Raw genomic sequence first — 18,155 nt, 5'->3', positions numbered from 1 at the left:
TATGGCGGAATTCAATGTCAACAAGGGGATTGGGCGCAGCCCGGAGTTCAAGGGACTCAAGAGCCAGTACCTGTTCATCTTTGCGGGAGGATTGCTCGCGTTGTTCGTAATCTTCGTCGTCATGTACATGGCAGGTATCGACCAGTGGGTCTGCATCGGTTTCGGGGTCGTTTCCGCATCGGTGCTGGTCTGGGTCACTTTCAGGATGAATTCGAAATACGGTGAATGGGGCCTTATGAAACTCCATGCGCTGCGCAGCCATCCCCGCTACATCATCAGCCGGAGAAAGTTCCTCCGGTTGTTTTCTCCAACCATTAAAAACAGAAAAGCATGAAAAACGTAATGAAAACAGCCACGCTGGAAAGCAAGTTCCCACTGTTGGCCGTGGAGAACGGCTGCATCATCAGCAAGGATGCGGACATCACCGTAGCATACCGGGTGGAACTGCCGGAACTGTTCACGCTGACACGTGCCGAGTACGAGTCCATGCACTCCACCTGGGCAAAAGCGGTAAAGGTCTTGCCGAACTACAGCATCGTACACAAGCAGGACTTCTTCATCGAAGAGGGATATAAACCGGATATTTGCAAGGAAGACCTGAGCTTTCTGAGCCGCAGTTTCGAACGCCATTTCAACGAGCGGCCGTATTTGCAGCATACCTGTTACCTGTTCCTTACGAAAACCACGAAGGAGCACAGCCGGACAACCAGCAGTTTCAATGCACTTACAAGGGGATTCATTATCCCCAAGGAAATGCAGGACAAGGAAACCGTCACCCGGTTCATGGAGTGTTGCGGACAATTCGAACGCATCGTGAACGACAGCGGCCTGCTACGTATCATCCGCCTGACGGATGAGGAAATCATCGGGAGCAAAAATTCCGCCGGCATCATCGAGAAGTATTTTTCCATGTCGCAGGAAGATGCTACCTGCTTGCAGGATCTGTCACTCGGTGCCGGGGAAATGAAGGTGGGCGACAACTACCTGTGCCTTCATACGCTTTCCGATCCGGAAGACCTGCCGTCGAACGTGTCAACCGACTGCCGGTATGAAAGGCTCTCGACAGACCGGAGCGACTGTCGGCTGTCCTTTGCCGCACCGATAGGCATTCTGCTTACCTGCAACCATGTGGTGAACCAGTACCTCTTCATTGATGATTCGGCGGAAATTCTCAGGAAATTCGAGCAGACTGCACGGAACATGCATTCGCTTTCCCGTTACAGCCGTTCCAACCAGATCAACCGCGAATGGATTGAAGAGTACCTGAACGAGGCGCACAGCAAGGGGCTGACCTCCATCCGCGCACACTGCAATGTCATGGCCTGGAGCGATGACCGGGAAAAGTTGAAGCGCATCAAGAACGATGTAGGTAGCCAGCTGGCGTTGATGGAAGCGAAACCGCGTCACAACACGGTGGATGTGCCGACTCTGTTCTGGGCGGCAATACCCGGCAATGCCGGAGATTTCCCGTCCGAGGAGAGTTTCCACACCTTTATTGAGCAGGCCCTATGCCTGTTCATCGGGGAAACCTCCTATAAGGATTCGCTCTCTCCGTTCGGCATCCGTATGGTGGACCGCCTGACCGGAAAGCCGGTCCATCTGGACATTTCCGACCTGCCGATGAAGAACGGCACCATCACGAACAGGAACAAATTTATCCTCGGCCCGTCCGGCTCGGGCAAGTCCTTCTTTACCAACCATATGGTGAGGCAATATTACGAGCAAGGGACACACGTGCTATTGGTGGATACGGGCAACTCCTACCAGGGGCTGTGCAACCTGATCCACGCGAGGACACACGGCGAGGACGGGATTTATTTCACCTACGAGGAGGATAATCCCATCGCCTTCAATCCTTTCTATGTGGAAGACGGAATTTTCGACATCGAGAAGAAAGAGTCCATCAAGACGCTTATCCTTACCCTGTGGAAGCGTGACGACGAGCCGCCGACACGTGCCGAGGAGGTGGCACTATCTAATGCGGTCAATCTTTTTCTGGAGAAAATCCGCAGGGACAGCAGCATAAAACCCTCCTTCGATACCTTCTATGAGTTTATCCGTGACGAGTATCAGGATATCCTGAAAGAGAAGCGAACCCGTGAGAAGGATTTTGACGTGTGGGGATTCCTGAATGTGCTGGAACCTTATTACAAGGGTGGCGAGTATGACTTCCTGTTGAATTCCGACAGACAGCTTGATTTGCTTGGCAAACGGTTTATTGTCTTCGAGCTGGACAATATCCGTGACAACAAGGTGCTACTTCCGATTGTCACCATCATCATCATGGAGACTTTTATCAGCAAGATGCGCAAGTTGAAAGGTATCCGGAAAATAATCCTTATCGAAGAGTGCTGGCTGTGACATGTAAGTTTTGTATATGATTGTTTGACGTTCAATTCCACGAGTTGGAAATAGAATGATTAAACCTGTTGTTCCGTCAACAGTAGCCTATGGGAACGTGCGACATTAAGTAATGAACTCGTGCGTCAACAGAACCAACAACGTAGCCCTTCCTAAAGGAGAAGTCTGAACCGCGAGGGGATGACAACTGCCGTTAGTATCGAATGGCATGGGAGCTAGGCTGAATGGTATGAATAATGTAATGTGAACCGTTGATAAACGTCGTAACTTCGAATGAGCCGCCAATGATACTGGGCTCTAACCCAAAAGGGACGCAGTCAGATAATTCCCTCCAGCATGGAATTACACGGATATAAAGACTGTCGGCGGATAGACGGATTCTAACCCATTCATTTGTCATATACAAGAAACATGGTAAACCCGTACTTCTCCTGTGTAACAGCAGGTAAGCAGACCGTAAGTGAAGCCGAATGGAGTGCGGGCAGAGGAATGTGGAAAAAGCGAACGCCATCCTGTAACGGGACGGATAGAGGTTGAAACATCACCTCACACGAAAGTGGGCAGACTTCCGCATGGTGGTTGTTTTACAAGAAACTTATGGAACTTATGAAAGGAGAAAAGCAAATGAACGAAATTCAAACATCGTGTGCATCTACTGACCGGAAATGGAACACTTGGGAAAGCATAGACTGGAACAAGTGTGAAATGGCGGTTAATAAGCTACAAGCGCGTATTGTAAAAGCTCAAAAGGCTGGCAAACACGGCAGAGTAAAAGCTTTGCAGTGGGTGCTAACGCACTCGTTTTACGCTAAGGCTTTAGCCGTAAAACGTGTTACATCAAACAGAGGCAGTGACACCGCAGGCGTTGACAAGGTAAAATGGTCAACTCCCAAAGCCAGATTCAAGGCAATCGGCGAACTGAAAAGAGGAGGCTACAAACCCCAGCCATTAAAGAGGGTCAATATCAAAAAGAGCAATGGTAAGTTACGCCCTTTAGGTATTCCAACGATGAAAGACAGGGCAATGCAGGCTTTGTATCTGCTTGCGCTGGAACCAGTATCGGAAACAACTGCGGACAGTAATTCCTACGGTTTCCGTAAAGAGAGAAGTACTGGAGATGCAAGGGAACAATGTTTTTGTGTCCTTGCAAAGAAAGCTTCTCCCGAATGGATTATGGAGGGTGACATCAAAGGTTGTTTCGACCACATCAGCCATGAATGGCTACTGAACAATATCCCTATGGATAAAGTGATGCTGCGGAAATGGCTCAAATGCGGTTTCGTCTTCAACAAGGAGCTATTCCCCACGGAAGAGGGTACTCCACAGGGCGGTATCATTTCACCAACTCTTGCGAATATAACACTGGACGGACTGCAAACTATGCTTGCAGAGAAGTATCACAAGAAATTTGTAAACAGGAAAACGATCTACTATCCCAAAGTACATCTTGTACGCTATGCGGATGATTTTATCATCACGGGTAGAAGCAAGGAAGCTTTGGAAGAAATCAAACCGTTAGTAGTGGACTTTCTCAAAGAAAGGGGATTAACCCTGTCGGAAGAGAAAACAAAGATTACACACATTGATGACGGATTTGACTTTCTTGGGTACAATATCCGAAAATACAAAGGAGTACTTCTAATTAAACCATCCAAAAAGAGCCTGAAGAAATTCATGCAGAAAATCCGGGGAATCATTGATTCCAATAAAGGAAGCAAGCAGGAATCACTTATAAGGCTCTTGAATCCTGTGATAACAGGCTGGGTAAACTACTATAAGAATTGTGTGGCTTCTGACACATTCAGAAAAGCTGACTACCTGATATTTGAAAAGTTATGGCAATGGGCCAAGAGACGACACCCCAAGAAAGGCAAATATTGGATTGCCGACCGATACTTCACACGGGTAAAAAACCGTAACTGGTGCTTCGTGGCAAACTTCAAGAAAGGCAAGACTGATGACAGGATTGCATTGAAAAGGCTGTATGACACAAAGATTACCCGATATGTCAAGGTAAAAGGTGAAGCAAATCCCTTTGACCCCGAATGGACAGAGTATTTTGAAAAGCGCAAGACTTACAAGATGCTACAGTCACTCAACGGTAGAAAATCGTTGCTGTACATGTGGGAAAGACAGAACCATTTATGTCCCGTATGTGGTAAACCCATAGACAAGAAACATCCTTGGGGAACTTCCCAACAAATAGTCAACGGCAAGAAAGTAAATTTCCTGCTGCATGACAGTTGTAGAAGAAAAGTCATTCAAACTAAAAAGATGTAACTATGAGCTGGTTTCTATTGAATAGAAATTTAACACCGCTTGAGCCGTATGATTGGAAACTTTCACGTACGGTTCTGAGGGGGGAAAGGGGCAGTAATGCCCCTGACCTACCCGGCAAGGCATTGGCATCCGCCAATATGAGCAACTATATCCGCTACCTTTTCAAGACCGTCCGAAAGTTTTTCGGCGAGGCCGTGGTCGTGACCCAGGAAGTAGAGGACATCATTTCTTCTCCGATTGTCAAGGGCACCATCATTAATAATAGTGACTGTAAGATTCTCCTTGACCAGCGCAAGTATATGAACAAGTTCGATGAGATCCAGACCTTGCTCGGTCTGACCGACAAGGAGCGGGCGCAGATACTTTCCATCAACATGGCAAACAATCCTTCCCGAAAGTACAAGGAAGTGTGGATTGGTCTCGGAGGCTCACAGTCAGCAGTCTATGCTACGGAGGTTTCACTTGAGGAGTACGTCTGCTACACCACAGAAGAGACCGAAAAACTTGAGCTGATGCGGCTTACGGAGAAACTCGGAGGCAATATAGAGCTTGCCATCAGGCAGTTGGCCGATAGCAAGCGAAGCCAGGTGAAAGGGATTGGAATCACATGAAAACCGAAAAACAATCACGAATCATGGAAATGAAAGAATGGATAAAAGAACAGCAGCGCCGCTATCTGGACGAGCCGCGCCTCAAGGAGTTGACGGAAGTGATGAAACAGACAAGGGTACTTGTCCGGAAAAAGGAGTACCGGAAGCTGTCGGAACTGGTCAGGCGGTACAGGAAGTCGGAGGATGTGATTACCCAAGTCTCCTGCCTGTTGTCAGCCTCGTACCTGTTCCCGACACCGGAAAAAACGGCGGAAACGGACAGGTCGGAACTGATGGAGGCATTGAAAGATACTTATTTCATGGAGAAGAACGGTTCCCGGCTTATGGATATCAGACCTGAAGAAGCCGTCCCTGTCCACCGAATGCTTGCCATGTACACATTCATGCAGGATGTTTACTCGAAGGAAAATCCGGAAAGCAAGCAGGAACGTCCGTCACCGCAAGAAGTGCGGTCATCTGTCCGGATTCTGGACTTCCATCGGAAAGAGAGCGACATGTGGGAACTCTGCAACCTGGCCGTGCATCTTATGCCACCTTCACGGTATGTGGCACTCAGGTACGGGCTTGCGGATGATTATGACAGGCTTGACAGGCTGAACCGTTCCGGGCCGGAACCAGCATATGATGAGGGGGTGATATTGGAAAGCCGTCTGTGCAGGAATGCGGAAAAGGCTGCGGAAAGCATCAAGGATGTCCGTCTGCCGGATTTCTATTTGGAAAGACTGGATGGAGAACTGGAGATTTTGGGACGGATTGCGGCCTCACCGGATGTGGTTCACGACATCCTGCAAATCAGTCCTGATTTTCTCGCCAAGTACGGCATAGACAAGAACGTTTCCGCGACGGAACGCTCGTGTCAGGCAGAGAAAGCCTACCGGGAGCTGGATGCCCGTTTCGTCAGAATGACCGGACGCAGGCCGTATGCAGACGAACTCTTCGCCTCCATCAGACGCAAGAGGGAGAATTCCGGAATAGAGAACCGACCGAGACAGGCGCAACGGACCATCCTCCGGAACCCGCCGTCCAAAGGGCGGAAAATGGGAATCTGACTTTTAACAGAATTATTCACAATTAAAAATAGAAACATCATGAAAAAGAAAATTCTTATGCTGTGCATGGGCTGCTTCCTTGTCAGCCTCACAGCGAAAGCCCAATGGGTAGTGAGCGACCCGGGCAATCTGGCGCAGGGAATCATCAATGCTGCCAAGAACATCGTTCACACATCCTCCACTGCCACCAATATGGCGAATAGTTTTCAGGAAACCGTGAAAATCTACCAGCAGGGCAAGGAGTATTACGACGGGCTTCGCAAGGTCAAGAACCTTGTCCGTGATGCCCGCAAAGTCCAGCAGACCATCCTGATGGTGGGCGATATCACGGACATCTATGTCACCAGCTTCGAGCGTATGCTCAGCGACCCGTATTTTACGCCGGAAGAACTGAGCGCGATTGCTTTGGGATACACCAAACTGCTGGAAGAAAGTGCCCATTTGCTGAACGATTTGAAGACGGTGGTCAACGAGAACGGGCTTTCCATGAACGACAAGGAAAGGATGGATATCATCGACCGCTGCTACAACGACATGTTGCAAAACCGCAGTCTGGTACAGTATTACACCAACAAGAACATCGGGGTGTCCTACCTGCGCGCCAAGAAACAGAACGACCTAGACCGCGTGATGGCACTCTACGGCTCACCGAACGAACGTTATTGGTAATTCCTAATCCGCTTTCATTATGTTATTGTTGGCTATAGATTTTGACAACCTGCATCAGATTTTACAGAATCTGTATGTGGAAATGATGCCGCTCTGCTCAAAGATGACCGGTGTGGCAAGAGGCCTTGCCGGTCTGGGAGCGCTTTTCTATGTGGCGTATCGTGTATGGCAGGCTCTGGCACGTGCCGAGCCTGTGGATGTCTTTCCGCTTTTGCGTCCGTTCGCTTTGGGGCTTTGTATCATGTTCTTTCCGACACTCGTTCTGGGTACGCTGAACAGCATCCTCTCGCCCGTCGTGAAAGGGACCCATACCATATTGGAGTCGCAGACCTTTGACATGAACGAGTACCGGGCACAGAAGGACAAGCTGGAGATTGAGGCGATGAAACGGAATCCCGAGACAGCCTATCTGGTCGACAAGGAGACTTTTGACAACAGGCTGGACGAGCTGGGTGCGTTTGACGCTATAGAAGCCTGCGGGATGTATGTGGACCGCGCGATGTACAACATGAAAAGGGCCGTACAGAATTTCTTCCGGGAACTGCTGGAACTTCTGTTCAATGCGGCGGCGCTGGTCATCGACACGCTGAGGACATTCTTCCTGATAGTCCTTTCGATACTCGGTCCGGTTTCTTTCGCCATCTCCTGCTGGGACGGTTTCCAAGCTTCTCTCAGCCAGTGGTTCGTCCGCTATATCAGCATCTACCTTTGGCTTCCTGTCAGCGACCTGTTCAGCAGTGTGCTGGCGAGAATCCAGGTGCTGATGCTACAGAGGGATATCGAGCGGCTTTCCGATCCGGATTTCATCCCCGACAGTTCAAACGCGGTTTACATCACTTTCCTCATTATCGGCATCATCGGGTATTTCACCATACCGACCGTATCAAACTGGATTGTGCAGGCCGGAGGCGGTGCAGGCAACTACCTCAAGAATGTGAACCAAAGGGCATCCCAGGCCGGTTCCCTGGTGGCTGGTACGGCAGGAGCAGCGGTGGGAAACATTGCCGGAAGGCTTATCAAATAATAACAGTATAAAACATTTACAGAATGGAATTCAAATCATTGAAGAATATCGAGACCAGCTTCCGACAGCTGCGTCTGTTCGGGATTGTCTATCTGTGTGTATGCACGCTACTTGTGTTTTTTTCCGTATGGAAGGCTTACACTTTTGCGGAAGCGCAACGGGAGAAGATCTATGTTCTGGATGAAGGAAAGTCGTTGATGCTGGCCCTTTCACAGGACTTGGAGCAGAACCGTCCGGTGGAGGCAAGGGAGCATGTCAGGAGGTTCCATGAACTGTTCTTTACGTTATCCCCTGACAAGAGTGCGATTGAGGGTAATATCCAACGGGCCATGTTCCTCAGTGACCGTTCTGCCTATGCCCATTATGTGGATTTGGCAGAGCAGGGATATTACAACCGGATCATTTCGGGAAACATGAGCCAGCGGATTGGGATTGACAGTGTCAGGTGCGATTTCAATACCTATCCGTATGAGGTCGTGACCTATGCGAAACTCTCCATTATCAGGGAGAAGAGTGTGACCGAACGCAGCCTTGTCACACGTGGCAGGCTGCTGAACTCCACCCGCAGCGACAATAATCCGCACGGTTTCATCCTTGAAGCCTTCCGTGTGGTGGAGAACAGGGATATCAAAGTGTATGACCGTTAAAATTTTGAATGTATGAAACAAATGTTTGTAAGAATCAAGGAAACCGTTGCAGAAAAGCTTCGGGGTTTGTGTGCCGGGCTTTCTCCGGAAAAGAGAATGTTGACAGTCATCGTGCTGGCTGTCCTGTTTGCTCTCGGAAATTTCTATCTGATTTTCCGCGCCATCTATGACATCGGGCGGGAAGATGTACAGCGGGACATCATTGAGATAGCCCCGTTGGACATTCCGGATATCGTTCCTGCCGATACACTCCCGGATAAAAGGGTGCAGGAGATGGAAGAGTTTTTTAACCGATTCAATCAGAAAGAAAATGAGTAATGATATTAATAAATTAAAACAGAGGCTGGAAATCAGGAAATACCTGGTTTTTGCCGGGATGTTCCTTCTCTTCCTCGGTGCGATGTGGTTCATTTTCGCACCGTCCGAAGAGGACAAACAAAAGGAGGAGAAAAATGCGGGCTTCAACACCGAACTGCCTGACCCGAGAGGAGCCGACATAGAGGAAGACAAGATTGCCGCCTACGAGCAGGCTGACATAAAGCGCAAACAGGCGGAAAAAATGCGTACACTGGGAGACTTCTCAGGTGTTGCGGATGAAAACTCCGGAGCTGTCGTGGCATTGTCATCGGATGCGGATACCAAGGATGGCAGTCCACGTGCAAGTGACAGTAGGAATGAAGCCCGCTCTTCATCCGTCTCCACCTACAATGACATCAACAGGACTCTCGGCAACTTTTACGAGTCACCGCAGGAAGACCCGGAAAAGGAGGCCTTGAAAGCCGAGGTGGAACAACTGAAGCAGACGGTTGCCGCACAGAATGCACAGCCGGGTTATGAGGAACAGGTGGCACTTTTGGAAAAGTCCTACGAGCTCGCAGCCAAATACATGCCGGGTAATGGCGGCAAAAGGATGGACAGCCGCCCGGAGGATGAAGAAGCCGGACGGGATGGAAACATGAAGGCCGTTCCCGTCGGGCTGGTCTCCACTCCCGTGGTTTCATCGTTGCCGCAACCGGTCCGGGATTCCGTGTCATTAACGGGAAGGACATTGGCGGAAAGATTCCATACCCCGATTGGTCACAGGAATGAAAAAGACGTGAGGAATACCATATGTGCCTGCATCCACGGGAACCAGACTGTAATCAGCGGTCAGGGTGTGAGGATGAGACTGCTGGAAGCGATGCGTGTAGGAAAGCATGTCCTTCCCAAAAACTCCTTGCTCATCGGAGAAGGGCGCATACAGGGAGAAAGGCTTCACGTCAACATCCTTCAGGTGGAATATGGCGGTACCATCATCCCCGTGAAACTTGCCGTGTATGACAATGACGGACAGGAAGGCATCTTCATTCCGGGATCCATGGAAGCAAACGCTGTCAAGGAGGTTGCCGCCAATCTGGGGCAGAATCTCGGCACGAGCATCTCCATCACCAACCAGTCGGCAGGCGACCAGCTACTTTCCGAACTCGGGAAGGGTGCCATACAGGGTGTTTCACAGTACATCTCCCGGAAGATGCGTGAAGAGAAGGTGCATCTCAAATCCGGTTACACCCTGATGCTTTATCAGAATGACAATCAATGACAACCCATTAAAATTCAATCAACATGAAAAAGTTATTTGTAATGCTTGCCCTTGCATGGGGCACCATGGGCGCCTTTGCCCAGACTGAAACCGACAGCGCAGCGGTAGTAAACAAAGGAATCACACCGGTCAAGGAAGTGTATCCCCAAAAAGAGGAAGACGGGGACCTCTATCACGGGCTGACCCGAAAACTCACTTTCGACCGGATGATACCGCCGTACGGTCTGGAAGTGACTTACGACAAGACCACGCATATCATCTTCCCGTCTTCGGTGCGTTATGTGGACCTCGGATCGCTGAACCTCATTGCAGGCAAGGCGGACGGTGCGGAAAATGTCATTCGTGTAAAGGCTACCGTAAAGAATTTCCGTGAGGAGACCAACATGTCCGTGATAACCGAAAGCGGAAGTTTCTATACATTCAATGTAAAGTATGCGGAAGAACCGTTGTTGCTGAACATCGAGATGAAGGATTTCATCCATGACGGAAGCGAAGTGAACCGTCCCAACAACGCCCTTGACATTTACCTGAAGGAACTCGGCAGCGAGTCTCCGAAACTGGTATATCTCATCTCGAAGTCCGTCCACAAGAACAACAAAAGGCACATCAAGCATATCGGGAGCAAGGCGTTCGGCATCCAGTACCTGCTGCGCGGTCTTTACACCCATAACGGGCTGCTGTACTTTCATACACAAATCAGGAACCGGTCCAACGTACCTTATGAAGTGGATTTCGTGACATTCAAGATTGTGGACAAGAAGGTGATGAAACGTACCGCCATCCAGGAACAGGTGATATTTCCTTTGCGTGCTTACGACTATGTAACAACTGTCGCAGGGAAAAAGGACGGGCGCACCGTCTTCGTCCTGGACAAATTCACCATTCCCTCGGACAAGGTGCTGGTGGTGGAAATGCATGAGAAAAGCGGTGGAAGGCACCAGACCTTCACCGTGGAAAGTGAAGATATCGTGAGAGCCAGAGTTATAAACGGACTTAAAGTAAAGTAGTCATGAAGAAGTATCTGTTCCTATTCGTTACAGCCGTGTCGCTTGCCCTGTTCCCGGGGCGGGCACATGCCCAGCGGTACCTGCCCGGGATGAAGGGCGTGGAACTGCGCGGAGGATTTGCGAACGGCTCGAAATCCCCCTTGAATCATTATGCCGGATTTGCCGTTTCAGGATATACCAAAAGAGCCGACCGTTGGGTCATAGGTACCGAGTATCTGATGAAGAATTACGGGTACCGGAACGTGAATGTGCCCTGCGCACAGTTCACGGCAGAAGGCGGCTATTACCTGAAATTCCTGTCGGACCCGACCAGGACGGTCTTTCTCTCCATCGGCGGTTCCGCACTGGCCGGCTATGAAACCGTGAATTGGGGAGACAGGATGCTGTATGACGGCTCAACGCTGCTCGCCAAGGATGCGTTTGTCTATGGCGGTGCGATAACCCTGGAACTTGAGACTTACCTGACAGACCGCATTGTCCTGCTTGCCAATATCCGGGAACGTGCCTTGTGGGGAAGTTCCCTGGATCTGTTTACAACCCAATTCGGATTGGGAATCAAATTCATTATCCATTAAAACTGTACATCTATGACTATAGAAGAGATAAAAGCTATCCCTATCGCCGCTTTTCTGGCAAGGATGGGATATGAACCGGCAAGAAGACGGGGTGACGAATACTGGTATCTGGCCCCGTACCGGGAGGAACGCACCGCCTCGTTCCAGGTGAATGTACGAAAGGAAATCTGGCATGACTTCGGCACCGGGCAGGGAGGTGACATATTCAATCTTGCCGGGGAGTTTATCGGCAGCGGGGATTTCAAGGCGCAGGCCAGGTTCATCACAGAGACATGGGGCGGCCTCGCCCCCGAGCACAAGACCGTTTCCCGCACTGATGGGAATAACAGGGAGGATCTCCTCAAGAAGGAGAGTTTCACGGATGTACGCTTCGGGCCTCTATACAACAGAGTCCTGCTCCGATATCTGGCGGAACGCGGCATTAGCAGCGATGTGGCTGTACCGAACTGTCGGGAAGTCAGATATACCTTGCACGGGAAACGGTATTTCGCCATCGGATTCAGGAATGTCAGCGATGGATACGAGTTGCGCAACCGGTTTTTCAAGGCCAGCCTGTCACCTAAGGACATTTCACTGATGGATAACGGTTCGGACACATGCAACCTCTTCGAGGGGTTTATCGACTGCCTTTCGTGGCTGGAACTCGGTCTGGGATATGGAGACGACTATCTTGTGTTGAACTCGGTGTCATTGCTGGAACGCTCGTTCCCTATTCTTGACAGGTACGAGAGGGTCAACTGTTATCTGGATCGGGATGAAGCCGGACGGCGCACGCTGGAGGCACTCCGCAAACGCTATGCGGATAAACTGGTGGATTGTTCCTCTTTGTATAAAGGCTACAAGGACCTGAATGAATACCTGCAACATAAGTTCCTGTAAGTGTCGAATAAAGTATAACGTATTAAAATCTGATAGAATATGAATGCAATGAATAAAAAAAGAGGATTGGCCGGAATGGTGGCAGTCCTGTTCCTGGGTCTGGCGGTTTTGCTGTTGTCCGCCTGTTCTGATGAAATGGAAGTACAGCAGTCTTATCCGTTCAAGGTGGAGAACATGCCTGTTCCCACACGTATAATAAAAGGCGAGACGGTGGAAATACGCTGTGAACTCAAACGTGAAGGACATTTTTCCGATGCCCGCTACACCATCCGCTATTTCCAGCCGGACGGCAAGGGTACGCTCCGCATGGATGACGGGATGGTGCTGCTGCCCAATGACCGCTATCCCCTTGACAGGGAGGTGTTCAGGTTATACTACACTTCTGAATGCGAAGATCAGCAGACAATTGACATCTATTTTGAGGACAACAGCGAACCGGCACAGCTTTACCAATTGACTTTTGACTTCAACAACGAGACGGAGGACGAGGATTCCGTCGTGACTGCGGATAGTAAGGAATTGCCGGTCACAATTGTCGGACACTAAGCCGGTCCTGCCTATGATGAAGTTAAAAGCAATATGGTTTGCGGTACTTTCCGCCACGGTCTTTTTTCCGGGTATGCCTTCAAGGGCGGAGAATCCGGTAAAGGCAAGTCCGGACAGGTTCAGTCTTGCGGTCGAGTGTGTCAAGCGATTCGAGGGCTGGCATGGAGAGAAAAAGCATTGGCCTTATGTCGGGTGGGGTCACAAGGTTCTTCCCGGGGAGAGGTTTACCAACAGCATCTCCAAAGCGCAGGGAGACTCCATTCTGAGGGAAGACCTCCGTAAGCTGTGCCGCATGTTCAGTTATCTGGGGCGTGATTCTTTATTGGCAGCAGTCCTTTCATATAATGTGGGACCCTACAGATTAAAAGGATATGGAAAAAGACCGAAAAGCCGTCTGTTAAAGAAGCTGGAGTCGGGAGACCGCAATATTTACAAGGAATATGTCTCTTTCAGGTGCTATAAAGGAAAAGTGGTTCCGAGCATCGAACGGAGAAGGAAGGTGGAATTCATGCTGCTTTTTGAAGAGTAAATGAAAAAGGGAGAATCTTTCAGTTGTTATCACTGTCAGGTTCTCCCTTATTTCTTTGGCTTGAGAAGCTTGCATGTCAGTTTATCGGAACGGCATCCTGTACTTCCACCTCTTCAGAGAGACGGGAAAGCAGGAGTTCCGCCATGGCTCCGTTCTGTGGAATAAGGGCCGGGAAGTCTGTCTTTCCAGGCTTATATATTTCAGTGGCCACGTTGTACAAATCCCATGCGGTAATCTGTCCCTTGCTCATGGCCAGTTTCAGCACCTCTTCCGTGAAGATGGAAATCTGGCTCTGGTTCAACGGGTAGGTTTCTACAGTGGATGACAGGTTTCTGTCCGAACTGTCATGGGAAACGCGCAAGGCTGTCAGCAAGCCGATGTACAGGTAGATTTCCTCCATCGGGATAATCCGGCGTTTCAACCGCTGAATCCTTGCAATGTCCTCGTTCATGTTCACCTCGAAATTGGCCAGCCAGCCGTCCACGGTTTCGAAGAGCTCATCGGTTGTCACCTTCTTTTTCCCGTAATTGCTGATGCTCCGCTGCGGTGAGAGGATGCACTGGTTATGGCATATCTTCACGCAGGGGCCTATGGCTGCCTGTATGCCGTCCTGGTGGTAGGCGACGACCAGTGTGGTTGTCAGCTCGTCCGTCTCCCAATCCCTGATCCGGATAGTAGCGAAAATACGGCGCAGGATATGGGCTTCCACGGCTTTTTCGCCATGTGTCTGTTCCACCTGCGGGAGGATGCTCACTCCCGGCTGTGTCTTGTTTCTGTTCTGGGCAGCGAAGATTTCTTCCACCTCATAATCGAGATTGTATTTCTCGCAGATGTCCATCATGCGCCGGATGACCTGGTAATGGTAGATGCCCTGCACCGGATTGTTGTAGATGTCATTTTCTTTATAGGTGCGTTGAAGTGTCTCGAAGTTCATCACTTCAATTCCGTTTTTCTGGAAGTCAAACTGCTGTTGTCTTTCCATTACTGTCAATGTCGTTTCCATATTGAATTGAATTTTATAAAGTTAATACTGTCGTTTGCCTCTCATCAGGTGTGTATCTGCCATCCATGGAACGGCTGTAGTGTCACGGCGAAAGAACGGTCCGGTATTCCGTGATAGAGCAGACCGCCCACGATGCCTGTCCTTCCGTCGGGATAGTGTTGGGTGAAGCCGAACGAGTATGGGGCATGGTCATAGTAGAGTGAAATTTCGCTGGGACAGTCAGGATTTTCCTCCCAGCTCTTCAACCGTTCCAGGCATTTCCGGAGTGAGGTGTCACCGATGGATTCGGCATAACGCTTAACATTCTCGAAATGTTCTTCATTCAGGATTTTCATGATTCATTGTATTTTATCTGTTAAACACGTCCGGCTCCGGGAGCCGGTATTTTTATTTCTCACCTGCCTGACTGTCCCGTGGCAGTACCCGCAAGGTTTGGCGAAAGAAAATACCGCAGCCGTCAGGCGAGGATGATTTTCTTTCAGCCAACCCCGCAAGGGGCCTGACCTTGACAGGGTACACCGGACACGGGACTACCTTTGCAGGGTGGGAAATAAAATACACGGTAGTGTGCTTTGCATGGTCTGTGGCGATTCTCTTCCTGATTTGTTCGCCATTGCCGGACAAAAGATGTATTTTTGCAATTCTAATTTCAGTTTTATGGAAAACTATATAAAGAAAGCGGCGGATGCTTTCCTTGTGGAGCGTCCGTACGGTATGCGTGTGGATTACAGGAAGAAAGGATTCGTGCTGTTTAACCGTAACCTCAATGTGTTGGGAAATGCGGAACAGACCCGTCTGGAAGAACTGCCTCTGGAGCGGTTCAATGTGGAGGAGATTCCGTTGGAGGGTGAAGTCGTGGAGGAACACGCAGGATTTACCGATGTATTCTTCTATACCGATCTGACCAATCCCTATGCCGGATATGTGCTGAATTTGCAAAAGCTTAAAGCCTATAACCGGTTGATGTTTCCGCTGGCAATGGCGCTGAACCGTGAATTGTGAGGCCGGAAGCCGGTAGCGGTAACAGCTGCATGGAGCAGACCTTTACCGCCCCGGATTTAATTATTTGCCCTCTTTTTCTGTAATGAACGCCAGATAGGCGGACACGGCCTTATGGCATCCGGTAAAGTCCGGAGTCCGGCAGCCCTTGATTTTCCGGAAACTGACGGTGCCGTTCCTGTCAATGCCCCTCACATGCCTGTTGAATGTCCCTTTGGTTCTGATATGGATGTCAAAACCGTCCCTTCCGGTGATTTCAAGGAACATTTCTCCCGTAATCCGTTCCCCGTCCAGGAATTTCCGTTTCTGTTCATTGAGTAGCCACTGATGTTGCTCTTCCTGCACTCTGCGCTCTTCCGCCTCTTTCTCCTTCTGCTCCCTGCGTTTCTGCTCCTGTATTCTTTTATACTCCTCACGGGCTTGCACCAGGGAAGTGGTGTCAAGTCCGAGAGCCTCGAACACGCGGACGGAGATCAAATTGACGAAGGCTCCTCTTTCCGCACTTTGAAGCGTATCCGCAATCCAGTTCCTGCAATAGGTGGCGGCTTCCTCTCTGCAACCTTCTCCCTTGAGAAACCGGCGTGAATACTGCCCGCTGGAAAAATAAACGTTTTCAATCCGGCAGACCACATGGAAACAGTCATCGTCTTCATTCCCGTCTTCGTTCTTTCTTGACAGGGAGAGATATACATTCTTCGCATACGGCTCCAGTTCCATATAAGAAGCCACGACGGTATTCCCGTCAGACTTGTACTTGAACACTTTTGCTTTCATTGTTACATTTTTTTTGATTGTCCGTTCATATAATCCGTAATTCTCATTTCCAGTTCATCGTATATCCGGTTGAACAGTTCCTGGTACTCTTCCAGAAAAGCCCCGTCCGTATCGCACATGTCTTCGAGTGTCTTTCCATTTGCACGGCACAGCTCCGTATCGGCCAGCTCACAGACAATCTCGCTGAGCATCGAGCGGTCCTTGTCTTCGGGAAGCAGCCCTCCTTTTTTCAGGAGGCAGTAGTTACGGATATTGATTCGCAAATACAGGTCCGCCTCTTTCCACCGTCCATCGGGAAAAAGAGAGAATGCCTGTTTCAGTCCGTCGGGCTGTCCGCCCCACCATTCGTTCAAATTGTTCGGTTCCATATTGATAAGTTTAATTGATTACTGTCTGTTTGGTTTGCCATTGCCGATGGGCGGTGATGTATTCCTGGCGTTCCTTCTCCAGTAACGCTTCTGCTTCGGGAGTGTAGCCGATAAAACGAATGTAACCGCCGTTATATCCGGTAAGCTTGCACCGAATACCGGCTTTCTCCAATTTGTCGATCCGTTTCTGAGCCAGTTTCGCGCTTGAATAATCCTTCGGCCAGAAATAATGCTCTCCGTGTGAGCCGTAATGGTCTTCTCCGAGTATCATTTCGCCGGAATGCCTCCTGTGTTCGATGAAATCAAAGCGGGCTGTGCCCAACGCCTGCCTGATGGCCTTATGTGCCGGACCTTCGGGATGCTTGAACACTTCCGGCTTGTCCTTCCCCTTGCAGTCAAGTTTCGGCAGTTCCACCTTGTAAGGCTTCCGGTAACTCCCTATAGCCAATGTCAGGTAGAAATTGGTATGAAAATAATCCGTCATCGCATCGCTGTCATCGAAGTTGTATGACATGACAAAGTCACAGACATTCAGCATCACCTCCTTGGCACGGTCTGTAAGATCGGGGTTCCGCTCTATGTTGTAGTGGTTGATATGATCCTGTACTTTGCCGGATTCCCTGGTGAACGCCTCAAAGTCCGCACTCATCAGTTTGATGTAAATGGAATTGTAGTTCTCCCGTCTGACGGAGAACTTATATCTCGGATAGGTTTCCTTTAGCCAGATTCTCACAAGTTCTACGATTTCAGGGGCATGTTGCCCTTTGTAGTTGCGACCTTTCCAACGGTATTCATTATACACGTACTCGGTATATTCCTTTGCCGTGGCACCCGGATAGTCATGTTCATACCCGGTTGATGCGGCAGAGACATCCGGTTTGTCTTTCCAGACTTCAAAGAGCCTTTCAAACTCGGTGTTCACCTGTTGCATGATGGCAGTGTCACCACCCTTGTCCGGGTGGTGCTGCAATGCCAGACGGCGGTATTCCTTCTTCAGGTCCGCCAATGAATGTATGTTATGAAAATAAGCCATAGCTATAGGTATTTATGCCCCTGCGAGGCGGTTGATAAAATATTCCTGGTTGTCAAGGTCAAGTCCGAGGTTGCTGCACGCCATTTCGATGTCATCTTCCCTCAGGTCGTCCGCCTCCTGCAACTCGCGCAGGTACCGGATTTCAGAATCCAAGTATTCCTGCGCTTCCATATGGCTGCAACTGCATGAGTTGCTAATCTGTTCAATGATGTTAATCTGCAT

The 18,155-nt window shown here is 49.7% G+C and carries 21 protein-coding genes and 2 pseudogenes; 17 read left to right on the top strand and 6 right to left on the bottom strand.

Annotated features, from left to right (window positions below; all coding sequences use genetic code 11):
* Position 1: 1 nt before the first annotated feature.
* The 16 genes and pseudogenes from INE92_RS12825 to INE92_RS12755 all read left to right on the top strand — a co-directional run bounded on the left by INE92_RS12825 (position 2) and on the right by INE92_RS12755 (position 13,756).
* Positions 2-334 carry a DUF4133 domain-containing protein gene (locus tag INE92_RS12825; protein WP_008777826.1) on the top strand — a complete coding sequence of 111 codons (333 nt, stop codon included), beginning with the start codon at positions 2-4 and terminating at the stop codon, positions 332-334.
* Positions 331-2,355, top strand: a pseudogene (locus INE92_RS12820) (TraG family conjugative transposon ATPase); the annotation flags it as partial. The gene INE92_RS12825 and the pseudogene INE92_RS12820, both read left to right, overlap by 4 nt.
* A 417-nt stretch (positions 2,356-2,772) precedes the next feature.
* Positions 2,773-2,898, top strand: a complete 126-nt coding sequence (locus INE92_RS27100; protein ID WP_262899024.1) for a hypothetical protein — start codon at positions 2,773-2,775, stop codon at positions 2,896-2,898.
* Positions 2,899-2,985: 87 nt separating this feature from the next.
* On the top strand, positions 2,986-4,641 hold the full coding sequence (gene ltrA, locus INE92_RS12815) for a group II intron reverse transcriptase/maturase (protein ID WP_008777829.1): 1,656 nt from the start codon (positions 2,986-2,988) through the stop codon (positions 4,639-4,641).
* A gap of 20 nt (positions 4,642-4,661) precedes the next feature.
* Positions 4,662-5,252: pseudogene (locus INE92_RS12810) on the top strand (TraG family conjugative transposon ATPase); the annotation flags it as partial.
* Positions 5,249-6,301, top strand: a complete 1,053-nt coding sequence (locus tag INE92_RS12805; RefSeq protein ID WP_008777831.1) for a hypothetical protein — start codon at positions 5,249-5,251, stop codon at positions 6,299-6,301. The pseudogene INE92_RS12810 and the gene INE92_RS12805, both read left to right, overlap by 4 nt.
* A gap of 39 nt (positions 6,302-6,340) precedes the next feature.
* The gene (locus INE92_RS12800; RefSeq protein ID WP_008777832.1) at positions 6,341-6,970 is read left to right on the top strand and encodes a DUF4141 domain-containing protein; all 630 of its coding nucleotides are present in this window, start codon (positions 6,341-6,343) and stop codon (positions 6,968-6,970) included.
* A 19-nt stretch (positions 6,971-6,989) separates the two neighbouring features.
* Positions 6,990-7,994, top strand: coding sequence for a conjugative transposon protein TraJ (traJ, locus tag INE92_RS12795; RefSeq protein ID WP_008777833.1), 1,005 nt, complete (start codon positions 6,990-6,992; stop codon positions 7,992-7,994).
* Positions 7,995-8,017: 23 nt separating this feature from the next.
* Entirely contained in the window at positions 8,018-8,641 is a 624-nt protein-coding gene (gene traK, locus INE92_RS12790) for a conjugative transposon protein TraK (RefSeq protein WP_008777834.1), read from the top strand.
* Between the two features lie 12 nt (positions 8,642-8,653).
* Complete coding sequence (locus INE92_RS12785; protein WP_005644331.1) at positions 8,654-8,959, top strand: TraL conjugative transposon family protein; 306 nt, start codon at positions 8,654-8,656, stop codon at positions 8,957-8,959.
* Complete coding sequence (gene traM / locus INE92_RS12780) at positions 8,952-10,220, top strand: conjugative transposon protein TraM (protein ID WP_008777835.1); 1,269 nt, start codon at positions 8,952-8,954, stop codon at positions 10,218-10,220. Before INE92_RS12785 ends, traM begins: the two co-directional genes overlap by 8 nt.
* Positions 10,221-10,243: 23 nt before the next feature.
* Positions 10,244-11,227, top strand: coding sequence for a conjugative transposon protein TraN (gene traN, locus INE92_RS12775; RefSeq protein WP_008777836.1), 984 nt, complete (start codon positions 10,244-10,246; stop codon positions 11,225-11,227).
* Between the two features lie 2 nt (positions 11,228-11,229).
* Complete coding sequence (locus tag INE92_RS12770; RefSeq protein ID WP_005644336.1) at positions 11,230-11,802, top strand: conjugal transfer protein TraO; 573 nt, start codon at positions 11,230-11,232, stop codon at positions 11,800-11,802.
* A 12-nt stretch (positions 11,803-11,814) separates the two neighbouring features.
* Positions 11,815-12,681 (top strand): toprim domain-containing protein, encoded by an 867-nt coding sequence (locus INE92_RS12765; protein WP_005644340.1) that lies wholly within the window; start codon positions 11,815-11,817, stop codon positions 12,679-12,681.
* Positions 12,682-12,720: 39 nt separating this feature from the next.
* Positions 12,721-13,227, top strand: a complete 507-nt coding sequence (locus INE92_RS12760; protein ID WP_005644341.1) for a DUF3872 domain-containing protein — start codon at positions 12,721-12,723, stop codon at positions 13,225-13,227.
* A gap of 13 nt (positions 13,228-13,240) precedes the next feature.
* Positions 13,241-13,756 (top strand): glycoside hydrolase family protein, encoded by a 516-nt coding sequence (locus INE92_RS12755; protein WP_008779475.1) that lies wholly within the window; start codon positions 13,241-13,243, stop codon positions 13,754-13,756.
* Between the two features lie 76 nt (positions 13,757-13,832).
* Here the strand turns inward: INE92_RS12755 and INE92_RS12750 are convergent, their stop codons facing one another.
* Both INE92_RS12750 and INE92_RS12745 read right to left on the bottom strand, forming a co-directional pair.
* The gene (locus INE92_RS12750) at positions 13,833-14,759 is read right to left on the bottom strand and encodes a hypothetical protein (RefSeq protein ID WP_008777839.1); all 927 of its coding nucleotides are present in this window, start codon (positions 14,757-14,759) and stop codon (positions 13,833-13,835) included.
* Positions 14,760-14,803: 44 nt separating this feature from the next.
* Positions 14,804-15,094, bottom strand: a complete 291-nt coding sequence (locus INE92_RS12745) for a DUF4120 family protein (protein WP_005647125.1) — start codon at positions 15,092-15,094, stop codon at positions 14,804-14,806.
* 322 nt (positions 15,095-15,416) lie between these two features.
* Between INE92_RS12745 and INE92_RS12740 the strand changes: the two genes are divergently transcribed.
* The gene (locus INE92_RS12740) at positions 15,417-15,761 is read left to right on the top strand and encodes a hypothetical protein (RefSeq protein ID WP_005647127.1); all 345 of its coding nucleotides are present in this window, start codon (positions 15,417-15,419) and stop codon (positions 15,759-15,761) included.
* Between the two features lie 60 nt (positions 15,762-15,821).
* Here the strand turns inward: INE92_RS12740 and INE92_RS12735 are convergent, their stop codons facing one another.
* Genes INE92_RS12735 through INE92_RS12720 form a run of 4 tightly spaced genes read right to left on the bottom strand, consistent with a single transcriptional unit; the run spans position 15,822 to position 18,155 of the window.
* A complete protein-coding gene (locus INE92_RS12735) occupies positions 15,822-16,532 on the bottom strand; it encodes a hypothetical protein (protein WP_005647129.1) in 711 nt (236 codons plus the stop codon).
* A gap of 2 nt (positions 16,533-16,534) precedes the next feature.
* Positions 16,535-16,900 (bottom strand): hypothetical protein, encoded by a 366-nt coding sequence (locus tag INE92_RS12730; RefSeq protein ID WP_005647131.1) that lies wholly within the window; start codon positions 16,898-16,900, stop codon positions 16,535-16,537.
* A gap of 10 nt (positions 16,901-16,910) precedes the next feature.
* Positions 16,911-17,933, bottom strand: coding sequence for an LPD29 domain-containing protein (locus INE92_RS12725; protein ID WP_005647133.1), 1,023 nt, complete (start codon positions 17,931-17,933; stop codon positions 16,911-16,913).
* Positions 17,934-17,945: 12 nt separating this feature from the next.
* Positions 17,946-18,155 (bottom strand): hypothetical protein, encoded by a 210-nt coding sequence (locus INE92_RS12720; protein WP_005647134.1) that lies wholly within the window; start codon positions 18,153-18,155, stop codon positions 17,946-17,948.

Origin of the sequence: Bacteroides xylanisolvens, from assembly GCF_018289135.1 — a bacterium.
Lineage (GTDB): Bacteria > Bacteroidota > Bacteroidia > Bacteroidales > Bacteroidaceae > Bacteroides > Bacteroides xylanisolvens.
The sequence above is the reverse complement of the archived record's forward strand: the minus strand, read 5'-3'. Positions and strand labels throughout refer to the sequence as shown.

Coding starts and splice junctions, on each gene's coding strand:
- INE92_RS12825 (WP_008777826.1), top strand. CDS start 2: ATGGCGGAATTCAATGTCAACAAGGGGATTGGGCGCAGCCCGGAGTTC.
- INE92_RS27100 (WP_262899024.1), top strand. CDS start 2,773: ATGGTAAACCCGTACTTCTCCTGTGTAACAGCAGGTAAGCAGACCGTA.
- ltrA (WP_008777829.1), top strand. CDS start 2,986: ATGAACGAAATTCAAACATCGTGTGCATCTACTGACCGGAAATGGAAC.
- INE92_RS12805 (WP_008777831.1), top strand. CDS start 5,249: ATGAAAACCGAAAAACAATCACGAATCATGGAAATGAAAGAATGGATA.
- INE92_RS12800 (WP_008777832.1), top strand. CDS start 6,341: ATGAAAAAGAAAATTCTTATGCTGTGCATGGGCTGCTTCCTTGTCAGC.
- traJ (WP_008777833.1), top strand. CDS start 6,990: ATGTTATTGTTGGCTATAGATTTTGACAACCTGCATCAGATTTTACAG.
- traK (WP_008777834.1), top strand. CDS start 8,018: ATGGAATTCAAATCATTGAAGAATATCGAGACCAGCTTCCGACAGCTG.
- INE92_RS12785 (WP_005644331.1), top strand. CDS start 8,654: ATGAAACAAATGTTTGTAAGAATCAAGGAAACCGTTGCAGAAAAGCTT.
- traM (WP_008777835.1), top strand. CDS start 8,952: ATGAGTAATGATATTAATAAATTAAAACAGAGGCTGGAAATCAGGAAA.
- traN (WP_008777836.1), top strand. CDS start 10,244: ATGAAAAAGTTATTTGTAATGCTTGCCCTTGCATGGGGCACCATGGGC.
- INE92_RS12770 (WP_005644336.1), top strand. CDS start 11,230: ATGAAGAAGTATCTGTTCCTATTCGTTACAGCCGTGTCGCTTGCCCTG.
- INE92_RS12765 (WP_005644340.1), top strand. CDS start 11,815: ATGACTATAGAAGAGATAAAAGCTATCCCTATCGCCGCTTTTCTGGCA.
- INE92_RS12760 (WP_005644341.1), top strand. CDS start 12,721: ATGAATGCAATGAATAAAAAAAGAGGATTGGCCGGAATGGTGGCAGTC.
- INE92_RS12755 (WP_008779475.1), top strand. CDS start 13,241: ATGATGAAGTTAAAAGCAATATGGTTTGCGGTACTTTCCGCCACGGTC.
- INE92_RS12750 (WP_008777839.1), bottom strand. CDS start 14,759: ATGGAAACGACATTGACAGTAATGGAAAGACAACAGCAGTTTGACTTC.
- INE92_RS12745 (WP_005647125.1), bottom strand. CDS start 15,094: ATGAAAATCCTGAATGAAGAACATTTCGAGAATGTTAAGCGTTATGCC.
- INE92_RS12740 (WP_005647127.1), top strand. CDS start 15,417: ATGGAAAACTATATAAAGAAAGCGGCGGATGCTTTCCTTGTGGAGCGT.
- INE92_RS12735 (WP_005647129.1), bottom strand. CDS start 16,532: ATGAAAGCAAAAGTGTTCAAGTACAAGTCTGACGGGAATACCGTCGTG.
- INE92_RS12730 (WP_005647131.1), bottom strand. CDS start 16,900: ATGGAACCGAACAATTTGAACGAATGGTGGGGCGGACAGCCCGACGGA.
- INE92_RS12725 (WP_005647133.1), bottom strand. CDS start 17,933: ATGGCTTATTTTCATAACATACATTCATTGGCGGACCTGAAGAAGGAA.
- INE92_RS12720 (WP_005647134.1), bottom strand. CDS start 18,155: ATGCAGATTAACATCATTGAACAGATTAGCAACTCATGCAGTTGCAGC.